At 35.3% G+C, this 14,737-nt stretch carries 13 protein-coding genes; 4 read left to right on the forward strand and 9 right to left on the reverse strand.

The window, feature by feature from the left end; all coding sequences use genetic code 11:
* Positions 1 to 18: 18 nt before the first annotated feature.
* Positions 19 to 1,530 (forward strand): glycine betaine uptake BCCT transporter, encoded by a 1,512-nt coding sequence (locus P2Q73_RS18790; protein ID WP_056833117.1) that lies wholly within the window; start codon positions 19 to 21, stop codon positions 1,528 to 1,530.
* 80 nt (positions 1,531 to 1,610) lie between these two features.
* On the opposite strand, the gene P2Q73_RS18795 is transcribed toward P2Q73_RS18790, so the two are convergent.
* Entirely contained in the window at positions 1,611 to 2,663 is a 1,053-nt protein-coding gene (locus tag P2Q73_RS18795; RefSeq protein WP_275789998.1) for an LLM class flavin-dependent oxidoreductase, read from the reverse strand.
* A gap of 149 nt (positions 2,664 to 2,812) precedes the next feature.
* A complete protein-coding gene (locus P2Q73_RS18800) occupies positions 2,813 to 3,991 on the reverse strand; it encodes a DHH family phosphoesterase (protein WP_275790001.1) in 1,179 nt (392 codons plus the stop codon).
* A 153-nt stretch (positions 3,992 to 4,144) separates the two neighbouring features.
* Here P2Q73_RS18800 and P2Q73_RS18805 point away from each other — a divergent pair, with 153 nt between their 5' ends.
* Positions 4,145 to 4,474, forward strand: a complete 330-nt coding sequence (locus tag P2Q73_RS18805; RefSeq protein WP_275790003.1) for a DUF3889 domain-containing protein — start codon at positions 4,145 to 4,147, stop codon at positions 4,472 to 4,474.
* 98 nt (positions 4,475 to 4,572) lie between these two features.
* Here P2Q73_RS18805 and P2Q73_RS18810 read toward each other — a convergent pair whose 3' ends face one another.
* The 7 genes from P2Q73_RS18810 to P2Q73_RS18840 all read right to left on the reverse strand — a co-directional run bounded on the left by P2Q73_RS18810 (position 4,573) and on the right by P2Q73_RS18840 (position 10,810).
* Complete coding sequence (locus P2Q73_RS18810) at positions 4,573 to 5,079, reverse strand: YehS family protein (RefSeq protein WP_275790005.1); 507 nt, start codon at positions 5,077 to 5,079, stop codon at positions 4,573 to 4,575.
* Between the two features lie 343 nt (positions 5,080 to 5,422).
* Positions 5,423 to 5,818, reverse strand: coding sequence for a VOC family protein (locus P2Q73_RS18815; RefSeq protein WP_056833107.1), 396 nt, complete (start codon positions 5,816 to 5,818; stop codon positions 5,423 to 5,425).
* Between the two features lie 632 nt (positions 5,819 to 6,450).
* Positions 6,451 to 7,110 (reverse strand): phosphate signaling complex protein PhoU, encoded by a 660-nt coding sequence (gene phoU / locus P2Q73_RS18820; protein ID WP_275790007.1) that lies wholly within the window; start codon positions 7,108 to 7,110, stop codon positions 6,451 to 6,453.
* A 14-nt stretch (positions 7,111 to 7,124) separates the two neighbouring features.
* A complete protein-coding gene (pstB, locus tag P2Q73_RS18825; protein WP_053591925.1) occupies positions 7,125 to 7,895 on the reverse strand; it encodes a phosphate ABC transporter ATP-binding protein PstB in 771 nt (256 codons plus the stop codon).
* 81 nt (positions 7,896 to 7,976) lie between these two features.
* Entirely contained in the window at positions 7,977 to 8,804 is an 828-nt protein-coding gene (gene pstA, locus P2Q73_RS18830; protein WP_056833103.1) for a phosphate ABC transporter permease PstA, read from the reverse strand.
* A 1-nt stretch (position 8,805) separates the two neighbouring features.
* Positions 8,806 to 9,720 carry a phosphate ABC transporter permease subunit PstC gene (gene pstC / locus P2Q73_RS18835; RefSeq protein ID WP_275790010.1) on the reverse strand — a complete coding sequence of 305 codons (915 nt, stop codon included), beginning with the start codon at positions 9,718 to 9,720 and terminating at the stop codon, positions 8,806 to 8,808.
* 247 nt (positions 9,721 to 9,967) lie between these two features.
* Positions 9,968 to 10,810 carry a phosphate ABC transporter substrate-binding protein gene (locus P2Q73_RS18840; protein ID WP_056833101.1) on the reverse strand — a complete coding sequence of 281 codons (843 nt, stop codon included), beginning with the start codon at positions 10,808 to 10,810 and terminating at the stop codon, positions 9,968 to 9,970.
* An 825-nt stretch (positions 10,811 to 11,635) separates the two neighbouring features.
* Here P2Q73_RS18840 and P2Q73_RS18845 point away from each other — a divergent pair.
* A complete protein-coding gene (locus P2Q73_RS18845; RefSeq protein ID WP_053591922.1) occupies positions 11,636 to 13,171 on the forward strand; it encodes a phosphoesterase in 1,536 nt (511 codons plus the stop codon).
* Between the two features lie 96 nt (positions 13,172 to 13,267).
* Entirely contained in the window at positions 13,268 to 14,320 is a 1,053-nt protein-coding gene (locus P2Q73_RS18850; protein WP_275790013.1) for a HupE/UreJ family protein, read from the forward strand.
* Positions 14,321 to 14,737: the final 417 nt, after the last annotated feature.

A 14,737-nucleotide genomic window follows, 5' to 3' on the forward strand; every position in this document is an offset into this window, starting at 1 on the left:
TTCCTGTTGGAGGTTTCCATGAATGTTAACAAGCTAAAAGAAAACAGTGTATTTATCATCTCACTTATACTAACCCTTATTTTTATTGCATGGGGGGTCTTTTTCACAGATCTTCTTACAAAGGTCACCAATACTATTTTCAACATTTCTATTGATTACCTTGGATGGGTCTATATTGGCACCACCCTTTTCTTTGTAGTATTTTCCTTTTACTTACTATTTTCTAAGTATGGTCATATACGTTTAGGTAAGACTACAGACAGGCCTGATTTCAATACTGCGTCCTGGCTAGCAATGTTATTTGGGGCAGGAATGGGTATTGGGATTGTTTATTGGGGTGTAGCTGAACCGGTTACTCACTATACGAAACCCCCATATGGAGAGGGCTATACCATTGAAGCAGCCAATGTTGCCATGCAATATACCTTTTTTCATTGGGGTCTCCACCCTTGGGCGATTTATACTGTTATTGGATTAGCTCTTGCTCTCTGCCAATATAATAAAAAACTACCTGCAGCCATAAGTTCTGTTTTCTATCCGTTGCTGAAGGATAAAATTTATGGACCTATTGGTAAAACAATTGATATTCTGTCTGTATTTGCAACTGTCTTTGGAATAGCAACGTCTCTTGGACTTGGAGCATTACAAGTTACAGCCGGGATGCATTCCATTTTCGGTGTTCCAAATACTTTAGTTGTTCAACTGATTGTTATTGTTGTCGCTACAGTTATTTTCATTATTTCGATTAACACTGGCTTGGAAAAGGGAATTCAATATTTATCTAACGCTGCAATGATCATATCTTTTGCTATTTTGTTGCTAATATTAATTGTCGGACCAACTTTGACAATCATTAAAATCTTTTTTAATACGTCTGGACTCTATATCAATGATTTTATCCATATGAGTTTAAGGATGACACCATTTGGTGAAGGAGAATGGATTGCATCATGGACGTTATTTTATTGGGCATGGTGGATTGCTTGGGCACCTTTTGTCGGTATGTTTATAGCCCGAATATCGAGGGGAAGAACCGTAAAAGAGTTTGTTGTAGGTGTGTTGATTGTCCCTACTCTTGGAACTTGTTTATGGATGTCTATCTTTGGAGGCTCCGCGCTTGATCTTGTGATCAACTCAGAAAATCATGAATTGGCTAAATATATTGCAGACAACGTGTCTTTAGCTATCTTTTCATTCTTTGATTATCTTCCACTAAGTTCTATATTAAGTCTTATGGGATTTGCTCTAGTAGCTATTTATTATATTACTGTTGCAGATACCTCTACTTTTGTATTAGGAATGTTGAGTGAAGGGGGAACATTAAATCCCTCCAATAAAATCAAAATGACATGGGGTATTATTCAATCTGCTGTTGCAGCAGTTTTACTTTTATCCGGTGGATTAACCGTATTGCAAACAGCCTCTATTGCAGCTGCCTTTCCATTTGCCATAATTATGATCTTCATGTGTTACTCCCTACTTAAAGTGCTAGATAGTGAATTGGCAGTACAATCAAGGAAAAAAAAGTGAAAGAATATTGAATACTTAGGCTTGGTTCTGCTTCAACAGAATCAAGCCTATTCTCTTATAAGCTTAAAGAGTCACTGAAGTCATTCCCCTTCAGCTTCCCAACGTTCTATTTCTGCACGAACCAATGGTGCCACTTCTTTTCCTAGTAGTTCAATTGCTTTTAACACTTCATCATGAGGCATCGAACCGACTGGTACGTGAAGCATAAAGCGTGTGATGCCTACGTTTTTACGAAGAAAAATAATTTTTTCAGCAACTGTTTGTACATCACCTACGTATAAGGCTCCTTCTAAACTGCGTGCATGGTCAAAGGTGGCACGAGTATATGGACCCCATCCGCGTTCTTTTCCTAAGACGTTCATAGCTTGTTGAGTTGATGGAAAAAATTTGTCCACAGCACTTTCGGTACTTTCAGCAACAAACCCATGAGAGTGTGATGCAACTGTCAACTTCGTTACGTCATGCCCTGCCTGTGTAGCTGCTTTCTTATAAAGTTGCACGAGTGGTGCAAACTGAAGTGGACTACCTCCGATGATTGCTATAACAAGTGGCAACCCAAGAAAACCCGCACGAGCAACAGATTGTGGAGTTCCTCCGCTAGCTATCCAAACTGGAAGTGGATGTTGAACAGGGCGTGGGTAAACACCCCGGTTTTGAATATCCGGTCGATGTTTTCCGCTCCAAGTAACCATTTCTGATTCCCTTATTTTCAATAATAATTCTAACTTTTCATCGAATAATTCATCATAATCCTTTAAGTCATAACCAAATAGAGGAAAAGACTCGATAAATGAACCTCGTCCAGCCATAATCTCTGCACGACCATTTGAAATTGCATCTAGCGTAGAAAATTCTTGGTATACTCGAACAGGATCGTCCGAAGATAATACGGTAACCGCACTTGTCAGCCTAATTTGCTTTGTCTGAGATGCTGCAGCAGCCAACAAAACTGCTGGTGCAGAACATGCATAATCCTTCCGATGATGCTCTCCAACACCAAATACATCTAATCCTACTTGATCCGCTAATACAATTTCTTCTATAACCTCTCGAATTCGCTCAGCATGACTAATTACCTTACCAGTTTCCACATCCGGTGTTGTTTCTACAAACGTAGTTACGCCAATTTCCATTATACTTCTCTCCCCACTGCTAGTTATTTAACATACATATTACATCATCTCACTAATATACTTAGCAGATTATGCCTTCAAATAAAATAAAAAAGAACCATGTGTGTTTCTCACATGGTTCTATATAAAACAAACAGCTGTAATTGTGACTATCTCTTTTGAACCTCATGCATTAAATATTCCACAAACAAATCATCCCTCACCAGCCATGCTTCAAAGTTTCTTTTTAAAAATCGTTCGCATTCATCAAAGCTTATAAAGGTATGTTCCATTTCCCTTTTATTTTTTTCAATCATCCAGTTTTGTTCATCCTCTTGGTAAATAAGAAAAACATCATCATTTCTATTTTTGTATAACGAACCGAATGAAGATTGTTTCAAATTATATCGATTTCTTTTGGCATCTTCCTGTATTGGTTCCAAGTGAAATGTTTCGACCACAAATTGATTGTACGCTTCCTCTGTTAAAGTACAACCAGACGCTTTCTGATGTCCACCACCACCAAAATATCCTGCAATTTCAGAAACATCGATATGATCATGAATGGTGCGCAATGAAATTCTTTTCCCTCCCATAATTATAATTGCAATATAATCTAGATGAGGATATTCTTTACCAAGTTCGTTCCCTAGTTCCGAATGGTATGATTCTGCATAAACGATTCCAGTAATATATGCCCCTACTGTTGACTGTACAATCTCTCTTTTTTTACGGCGAATATATCTTTCTATTTTATCTTCTTCCATGTTCAACAATGTCTTTTCTAATTCATCAAACACAAAATGTTCACTTGTCTGTAGTCGATCAATCATTTTTTCTTCAAAATCATCAATTGATACTAAAAAGAATAGCGAATTTAAGGAATGAGCTTGATGATTCTCATTTTTCTCCCACTCCCATGTATCGTATTGCCTAACCAACTCTACAAATTCCGCAATTGAATCCTTTGGCTCCAACAGTCTATGTTTGACTAGATATTTATAAAACAATGAAGTAGCAGACGTTAATTTGCCTTGATTATCTTCAACTAGGACATAGCCCCACTCATAATCATTTAAATGTAAAGCCGTTTTATGATGATCAAGTAGTTGGATTTTTCCTTTTGAATGATAAAAATTATCGAGCCTTTGTTCATTTTCTTTATTCGGAGACAAATCCGTAATAAATAAAAACGTATCTGAAGAATCATGTTCAAGAAAGAATTCAATCTCTCTATTTAAAGATGCTACAGAATTATATCGCACCTTCACTTGTTTACCAAAAGCTAGCTTTGCTAAAATCCCACATCCAACCCCATCTAAATCGTTATGAGTCAGTAATTTATACATTGCTTTCACCTCAAACATAGTATGGTTTTTAAAAGCTTAAATTATTATTAGGACTAGTTTTTATTCTTCCGTAGAGTAATTTGTGTAACTGGTTATCCGAATAACTTAAATAAACAAGGAAATAATAAAAGTTAAAAGAGAGGTTCATAAATCATGAAGACAGTTTTAGCGATTCAATTAGTTCTAACCTTAATTTTCGGTAATTTTACGGCTTTTCATGTGAACAATGAAGAACATGAAGTTTCCCCACCCTATGCTAAATGGGGACAAATTGCTATACAAGAGACGAAGAAAAAATATCCTCAAGCAAGTATTATCGATTATCTTCATATTGGAAAGGAAACAGGTACAGATTCCTCAACAGAAAAGTTCAAACTATGGTTAAGAGAAAACAACAAAGAATTTGGTGTATTTGTTGATATTTCCTTTGATAATGAAACAGAACAGATAATTGATATTAAGTTAACCGAAACAAGTAACTAGACAGCATTTCTTACATTTAAATATAACTAAACCCCAATTATTAGATGTCAAATCTCACAATTGGGGTTAATATATTTTATTGAATACAGCTTAGAATTTCATGTTCTATGTCTAACAGCCAAACCTTTTAGGAATTTACGCGCAAAATTATCACCACATACCTTATAATTTCGGTGTCCTTCTTTTCGTAAAATAGCGCCTAATTCTCCTTTTGACACAGCTATACCACCATCATCAAGTATATCTAGCATATCTTCTGCTGTTAATTGAAGTGCCACTTTCAACTTCTTCAGAAGCATATTGTTAGCACTCTTTTCAGGCGGTTCAGGGTTATTAGGCTGGTCTGGTTTTGAATCCTGTTTACCTCTTTTAAACGTAATAAACCCGTTCAAAAATGCCGCTAACATCTTATTATTGCATTTTATTTGATATTCTGTTTCCTCTGCTTCATCAAGATTATCGAATTCATCTTTTGATTTGGTTAGTATCTTTATTACTTCCTCTTTTGTAAATTCCATACCACCAAGTTTAAATATCTCTATCATATCTTTATTTTTAATATCTAGAGCATATCTAAGTCTAATTAATATATCGTTATTATCCATGTATAAACCTCCTAATAATGTTACCAATGCTACCTTACCATTTACTAGCCATTAATCACAACCAACAGTAAATTTTGAGATTTCTTCAACTATTCTCGAACCCTTTTTCTACTGTTACATCTTGTTATAAGTAAGTCTTTCCTATCCTCTTTTTCTCAAACTTAGTAGCAGTTTGCTTTTCATAGAAAATAAATTTAACTAAAGAGTTGAATTTTATTTTAACTCAGATAAATATTACAAAACTAAAATAACCACCTTTGAAAAGTATTCAAAAGTGGTTATTAATTTAATGTATTTATTTTTTGTTATTTAATTCTCGCCAACTATTTTGCAGTGAAAAATTTTATTTTGCGTTCTTATCTGGTTGATGAATTCCGAAAATATTTCCTTCAGGATCATGATAGTATCCTTGCCACGCCATTCCTGGTAAGGCATATTTAGGCAATGCAATCTTGCCTCCATTATCAAGAATTTTAGATTCCGTTGCTTCGTAATCTTCCACTCCCATTGTACAAGCAAACCCATTTAAGGCTTGATTTGCTTCAGGAGGTGCACTTTGTCGTTGCATCAAAGCTCCATTTATTCCAGGTTCATTTTCATCCCCAGTCAAAGCTCCAAAATAAGGCATTCCCGCATAACTACTATAATCCTCAAATGACCATCCAAAAACCTGTCCATAAAAATTCTTTGCACGTTCCATGTCATCTACATGGATTTCAAAATGTATTAATCTTCCCATGATTACCTCCAAATTTTTTTATTTTAATATCCTAATTACATCCTCTTTAATGTTCTATAAGTATTAAAATTATCCTGCTAAACAATACATGCTCCAATCAAGCGACCGCTTCACAATGTGAGGAGTGTGTGTGACAACACAAGGGGCTGATGGGATTATTAAAAATATATTTCACTATTTAATTAGAATCAATTTAGCTTTGATATAATTGCTCATTAATAATATTTCTTACAATAAAACGGAGGGGCTTTCCAATAAGTCCTCCATCTGCTTTTGTGTTTAAATCTAATAATGTTGATTGAGTGAGTGAAATAATTGATTGGAGTGAAAGGCGGCGACTCCTGCGGGAAAGCGAGACATGCCGAGACCCCGCACGTAGCTTTAGAGAGGAAGGAAGGCTAAGGCCGCCTCTTCCTGAGGCAACGCCTTCATGACCAACATCATGTTGGCCTGAGGAGGCTCGGCGCTCGCCCGCGGAAAGCGTCCGCCTGGAACGGAAATCCTTCACACTTTTTAATAGAAGTTAGGAAGAGAGGGGCTGCCCTTAAAAGTCATTTTTTGACTTTCAGAACAGCCCCTCCGTTTTTATATCTCATTTTCTTAGTTATAGTGTTCACAAATCTTTTTTACTTTTATGAATTGAAATCATACATTTGACCTTTAATCAAATATGCTGTACTTTCAGCGATATTTGTTATATGATCTGCTGTTCTCTCTAGAAAACGATTTACAAATAATAATTGTACAACCTGATTTGTTTCTTCTGGATGCTCACTTAAATAAGTAGTAAGGTTTTTATATGTTTCACCATTATATTCATCCACTATATCATCTAAGTCGCCAACTTCTTTGGCTAGTAGGATATTTTCCTCTAAAAAAGATTGTAGTGCTTTTCGGAGCATTTCAATCGATACTTCTTTCATCTTCTCTAGATGAGTAATCTCCATTAAAGATTTTGTATTACGAATCTTGATAGTTGCTTTTGCGATATTTACTGCAAAATCCGCGATCCGCTCAATTTCAGAGGAAATTTTAAGTACACCAATGATCTCGCGTAAATCTCTTGAAACCGGTGCTTCTTTTGCCATTAGCCAGATTGCGAACTGATTAATCTCCAACTCAAGGCTATCAATAGTTGTATCTCCCTCAATAACTTTTATAGCTATCTCGACATCTTGTGTTTTCAAGGCCATTAAAGATCTTTCAAGAGCAACAATTGATAGTTCACCCATTTCGGTGATTTTTCTTTTTAATTCCCCTAAATTATTCTCAAAGTTCACACGAATACTCATTTATTTACCCCCTATTATCCAAATCGACCTGTAACATAATCTTCTGTTCTTTGATCCTGTGGTGTAGAGAAAATTTTATCTGTATCATCGTATTCAACCACTTCTCCATTTAAGAAAAACGCTGTTTTATCAGAGATACGTGCAGCTTGTTGCATGTTATGTGTAACAATGACAATTGTATAGTCTTTTTTCATATTTGTGATTAGTTCTTCTATTTTTAACGTAGAAATCGGATCTAATGCTGAAGTAGGCTCGTCCATTAAAATAATGTCTGGTTTCATCGCAATAGCACGAGCAATACATACGCGTTGTTGCTGACCACCTGACAAACCAAGTGCTGATGTTTTTAGACGGTCTTTTACCTCGTCCCAAATGGCTGCACTTCGCAAACTCTCTTCTACAATATTATTTAATTCTTTTTTACTTTTAATACCTTGCATTCTTGGTCCATAGGCAACATTGTCATAAATGCTCATTGGGAATAAATTTGGTTTTTGAAATACCATTCCTACTTTTGTTCGTAATTTGATTACATCATTTGTTTTATAAACGTTTTCATGATTAATGACAATATCTCCTGTAATTTTCACGCCATCAATTAAATCATTCATACGATTTAATGTTCGTAAAAAGGTTGATTTACCACAACCTGAGGGTCCGATTAAAGCAGTAACCTCTTTTTCATGAATAGCAAGATCGACTCCAAATAGCGCTTGTTTCTCACCATAGAATAAATTTAAATCCCTTACATTAATTTTAGATGTACCTTCTTTACGTTGCTCCATTTGCGAAAATACCTTCCCTACTTGTTTTTTTGGTCGTTAGCTCACCATGTTCTATTTCTGATGACCTCATTAACATACTTCTTATTTATTTGTTGCTTTGTTAAATTTCTTCGAGATAAATGTTGCTATAAGATTGATTGCTAAAATAATTACTATTAAGACAATACCAACTGCAGCAGCAAGTTCAATGTCTCCAGACTCTTGTGTTACTAAATAAGAATGAACAGTTAAAGTTCTAGCTGATGATAGAATGCTCTCTGGCATAGCTGCTACTGTCCCAGCAGTTAAGAATATTGCAGCTGATTCTCCAACAATTCTTCCTACAGAAAGGATGATACCAGACAAAATTCCCGGCATTGAACTTGGTAATATGACCTTATATAATGTTTGTAATTTTGTCGTTCCAAGTGCTAATGAACCTTCACGATATGAACGCGGCACTGTTTTTAATGCTTCTTCAGTTGTTCGAATGATTACAGGTAACACGATAATCGTCAAGGTTAATGAAGCAGCTAGAATCGACATACCTAACTTTAACGTAGTTACAAAGAATACCGCTCCAAACAAACCATAGATAATGGAGGGAATCCCTGTTAAGCTTTCTGTTGCAAAGCGTATTAGTCTTACTAAACGCCCTTGTTTAGCATATTCTTGTAAATAAACAGCTGCTAATATTCCGATAGGTGTTGCAATGACTAATGAAATAAGAACTGTGTATATCGTTGTTACGATCATTGGCCAAATACCACCACCTCCAGTTGGAGAATAATCACCAAAGATGAAGTCGAAGCTAATCAAATTAAAACCTTTATAAAAGATAAATCCAACGATCATAACGAGGACGGCAACCGATAAGAAAGCTGATAACCATAGAAGTCCACGTAACAAGTTATCTTTAAAATGTCTCATCTTAGTTACCTCCCTTCGCACTTATTTTTGCTAATACAAAATTCAAAATTAATATAAATGAGAATAAAACAATTCCGGTTGCAAATAACATTTCTTGATGTGTACCGAATGCATAACCCATTTCTAATGCGATATTTGTCGTTAGTGGACGAACACTATCTGTTAAACTAGTTGGCACGATTAAACTATTACCAGCTACTAAGATAACTGCCATCGTCTCTCCAATTGCTCGACCTAAACCTAATACGATTGCCGTCATAATACCTGATTTAGCTGCTGGTACAATGACTTTAAAAATTGTCCCAATTTGTGATACTCCTAAGGCGTATGATCCTTCACGATATGTTTGTGGTACTCCACGAATCGCTGTCTCTGCTACCGTCACTATAGTTGGTAACATCATGATTGCTAGCACAAGAATAACAGCTAATAAGCTTTGTCCTTTTACTAAACCTAAACTGTTTTGTAAAAACGGAACAATGATTGCTAGTCCAAATACACCATATAATACTGATGGGATACCTGCTAGCAACTGAATTGCTGGTGAAATAATTCTTGCTATTCTTTTAGAGGCAATTTCTGCTAAGAAAATAGCTGTAAATAAGCCAATTGGGACTCCAATAATTAATGCTCCAATTGTTGCAAATATGGATGCAACAATCATTGGGAATATACCAAATTTATCTTCACTCGGTACCCAATCACTACCCAAAATAAAGTCTATAAAGCTATAGCCCTCTGCTACAAAGGGATGAGCTCCTTTATAAAATACAAATCCAATGATTAACAATAATGTTAAAACTGAAAGAAGTGCACAAATCAAGAAAATTCTTGAGGACACTTTTTCTAACATATACTTCCTTTTATTTGCTTTACCGATTTCTACGGCCTGCTTGTTAGTTGTTGGGATAGACACTCTTTACTCCTCCAAGATTCCGTTAAAAATTATGTTATCTTCTTCTTTATCAAATACGCCTCGGCGTATTTGCGCCCAGATTTTTATCGAGCTTGCTCGATAAATTCCTCTAAAAATCTGTGGCATCCGCCGGAGGCTTTAACTTTATTCAGCAAGGGTTTGTGGACCCCTACTGAATTGATGCTATGCATTCATTTCACCACTTATAGAAGTGAGATACTTCTGCTGAATCAAGTTATATAGTTATTTATTTTACAGGGATTGCTCCTGCTTCAGCTGCAATGAGTTGTCCATCTTCACTTAAAATAAAATCTATAAATCGCTGTCCTGCATCTGTTAATTGTCCTTCTTTATATACAAACAAGAACGGTCTAGACAAACTGTATTTACCTTGTAGAACATTTTCTGCATTCGCTTCAACACCATTAACATCGATTGTTGAAATCGATTCATCGATGTATTCAAATGAGATAAAACCAACAGCATGTTTATTGTTCGCAACAGTTGTTTTAATATTTCCATTACCACTTGCGATAATTGCGCTTCTGACTAATTCACCAGAGCTGTAGTCAACGATTTCTTGGAACGCATCACGAGAACCTGATCCATCCTCACGAGAAACAACTACGATCTCCATGTCATTTCCACCTAGTTCATTCCAGTTCGTCACTTCTCCAGTAAAAATCTGCTTTATTTGCTCCATCGTAAGGTCTTTTACTTTATTACTTGGATGAGTCACTACTACAATTCCATCATAAGCAATAACTACTTCATTCAAACCACTTGCTTTTTCCTCTTCTTTTAAATCCCGTGAAGACATCCCTATCTCCGACACTCCACTGATTGCGTTGGTAATTCCCGCAGAAGAACCAATTTGATTTATTTCAATATTCGTATTATCTTCCTCTGTATATTTTGCTGCTAATTTTTCAGCAAGCGGCCCTACAGATGTAGATCCTGAAATAGATACTGTAGCACCACTACCATCTGACACCTGTGTATCATTATCGTTATTACTTGTACATGCAGATAGTACAGCAAGAATAGACAGCATTAATAATCCCATTTTTACTTTTTTCAAACTGATCATTTCTTACCTCCAAGAAATATGTTAGTAATTTTTCCATGACGTATTTTGTCTATTCTAGAATAATTGCATAGTGTAAATTTTCAACACAATATTTGTAAAGGTATTGTAAATTTTATTAATAACAATATGCTTTGTGTTAATTTTTGCTAAATATTTTAAATAAGGAGATAACTTATGATGAGTTTAAATTGAAATAATAATACTTCTTATTTATTTCAGTTTTTTATTAATAAATAAAATCGATTTATTTAGCACAGAAACAATAAAAAGCTCGAAAATTCAACGTTGAATCTTCGAGCTTTTAATATTTATATTTTATTTAATTCTAACCATGCCACTGTTTCATTATAGCTTTTAAGCTTTATTAATACTTCCAAAAGAAAGCTATACATACTTCGATGACAAATTTAACTTTAAATAGCCTTTTATTAAAATGTCATATGTTCTTTTTAAAAAAGTCCATGATATATTTTTTAAATTATAACACTGCACACGTTTTTGAGTTTTACTTTTTATATCTTATTTATCCCTAATTCCTTGAAACCCCAAATAAACATTTCTCTTATTCAGAAAAACCATATCCTTTACTCCAATAATTTATATCTCCTTTTGAAATTCCATTTTCTGCATTATAATTAGCAATACTTTATCTTCATATACAAAATAAACATTATTCCTTATGCCCTATAACTAAATAGTATAATTTTATCATTTTTAATAAAAATCACAATATTTACACTATATTTACCTTCTATTAACCTCGTATATATATTTACTTCCTATAATTCAAACCGTTGGACAAATAATTTTAGGAGGAACTTTCAAATGAAAAAAAGAGCAAAAAAGGCAATTCCTTTAATCGCAACAACCGTTCTTGCAACTACAGCTTTTGCAACTCAAGCTTTTACTACTAATGGAAATAGCCAAACAGTAGCTGCAAACCAATTAACACAAGAAGAAGTAAAACAAAGTAACGGTACTTGGCTTGCTGGTGATCATCACGTCCATAGCGAATGGAGTGTTGGTTGGGACAACTCTACAAATCCTCCTACACCTATTCAAGGTGGAGATGCTATTTACCCAATTGTGAAAAATGCAGAAAAAGCAACAGAATACGGACTCGAATGGGTTATGACAACGGATCATGGTGGTCCTAACCATTCAAAGGTAAATTTAGAGCAAGCTTATCCTGAACTATTAAAATCACGTGAAGCATATCCAGAACTAATTCAATTCTATGGAATGGAGTTTGATACACCTGCTGCAGACCATAGTACATTGATGATTCCTAAAGTAGATAACGAATCACAAATTCTTTATGATATCGAAAGTCAATTTAATAAACGCGAACCATACCCAAACGATGGTAGCAGAGATACTGAATCTACAATGATTGAAGCTTTAAACTATATGTTAACTGAGTTGGATGAGGACGAGCAGCCAATTCATATCGCTCACCATCCATCACGTTCAGCAAAAGGTGATGGCGAATGGGGGCAAGATACACCAGAGGAATTCCGTAATTGGAACGATATAGCTCCTAATATCTCCATTGGGATGGAAGGTGCTCCTGGCCATCAAGCGGCCGCATTAACTCCAGATGGTGAACTTGATGATGGTGCTCGTGGTTCATATGGTAACTACCCAACAATGGGCGGTTATGATCAAATGGCTGCTAAAGTCGGCGGATTATGGGATTCTATGCTTGGTGAAGGAAGACACTGGTGGATTACAGCTACTTCAGATTCACATGTTAACTGGCGTGATGGTGGTAGTGACTTCTGGCCTGGTGAATATTCAAAAACTTATGTAAAAGCAGATAAAGACTACGACGATATTATGGAAAGCCTTCGTGGTGGGAATGTATATGTAACAACAGGTGACCTAATTTCTGAACTTGATGTGAAAGTGCAAGCAGGTGGAAAATCTCCTATCTTTGCTCAATCTAAAGGAAGTTCAGCGACTTTAGGAGAAACTCTTACAATTCCAGGAAAATCTAAAGATGTAACGGTAACAATTCGCATCAAAGATCCAAATGCCGCAAATGCTAATGGAGATACACCAGAAGTAAAACGTGTTGACTTAATTATGGGTGAAGTTACTGGTAAAGTAGAAGATCGTTCAACTGCGACAAACCCAACTACGAAAGTTGTTAAACGCTTCACAGAAGAAGATTGGACAAAAAATGGAGAATACATTGAAATCTCTTATACTTTAGAAAATGTTGATAAAGACAGCTATATTCGTTTACGTGGTACGAACACGGATCAACTAGAACCCGAAACAGACCCTCGCGGTGAAGATCCATGGACAGATCTTTGGTTCTACTCAAATCCTGTGTTTATCAAAACTGCTAAATAATCTAGGAAACTAGTAAAAGACGAGGAGACACAGCCCTCCTTGTCTTTTCTCATTATTAAATGCTAAAAAGAATCAATTGAAAATGGAGTAGATTTTATGAGAAAGATATATTTAATTATTATATTAATACTTTCAATTACCACTACCCTTCAATCCCCTTCTGCCTATGCTCATACCAATAATAGTGAAGGTTACTCTCTTATTGAGGTTAATGATAATCATATCAATTATGAACTGAAGGTTGACCTCACAGAACTTGGTCATGCCATGAATCAAGAAATGGCACAGAAGCAATTTGACACGAAAATAGTTCAGGACTATGTCAATTCTCGTATTGAACTTTATGCGGATAGTGTAAAAGTAAAAGGAACGCTTGAAGCAACTGATGTTGAAATAATTAATGACAAACAGTTTGCTGTCATGAACCTAAAATACCAATTAGAAGACAACCCTGAAAAGCTAGTCTTAGATTATAATATGTTTCTAGATGATTCAGATCCAAGTCATGCCAATTATGCAACGGTTAAATTAGATGGTAAACAACAAGAAGGAGTTCTTACTTTCGAGTCAAGAGAGCTTGAAATCGGTGAAGTGAGTTTTGTTCAAACTGCAACACAGTTTCTTTTACTTGGCTTAGAGCATATCTTTACAGGCTACGATCATATTCTGTTTGTTATTAGCTTATTATTTGGAGCAAAGACCATCAAAAATACATTCACTTTAGTAACTGCGTTTACGATTGCCCATAGTATAACTCTAATTCTTGCAACATTAGATATCGTACAGTTACCAGGTAGATTTGTAGAAGCTACAATTGCGTTGAGTATTATTTACGTAGCACTTATTAATATTTTTAACCCTGACTCAAAGCGTCAACCATGGCTTGCCTTTGCCTTTGGTCTCATCCACGGATTTGGTTTTGCGGGAATTCTTTCAGAAATGCAATTAGATGGAAGTCACCTTGCCACGTCTCTATTATCTTTCAATATCGGGATTGAAATTGGACAACTGATTATTGTAGCTATCGTATTCCCTATTCTTCTGTGGTTAAAGAAAATAACTGTTAAACCAGCTAAATGGGTGATTCCTGGAGCTTCAGTAGCAATCTTAGCCTTTGGACTCGTTTGGTTTATGGAAAGAGCTTTTTAATGAAACAACTGTAAGAGATTTTTTTCTTAATAGGACCGACCCAATAGGCCAACAAAGTCTTTATTCATTAGTTGATAAAATTACATGTACTCACGAAGGTAAAATCCATATACACTATACCTTGTTAATCCGTTGCTTGAAGCATAATACTCTACTTAAAGAGGCATCTAGTATATGGTAAGTTACCCTCTTTTAAAATAAGATACGATCACACTCTCCTTAACAAGCAAAAAAGAACGAATTCCTCCGTCGAGAATTCGTTCTTTATTTATTACTATATTAACTTAAACCAAGCAACCGCTTCACAATGTGCAGAGTGTATGTGGCAACAAAAGAGTGTTGATGACTTTACAAAATTTATGTAGTAACAAAAAAAGGGACAAATCAATAAGGAGTAAGATATCAAAAAACATTCTT

The organism is Bacillus sp. Cr_A10 (assembly GCF_029222665.1).
Lineage (GTDB): Bacteria > Bacillota > Bacilli > Bacillales_A > Planococcaceae > Psychrobacillus.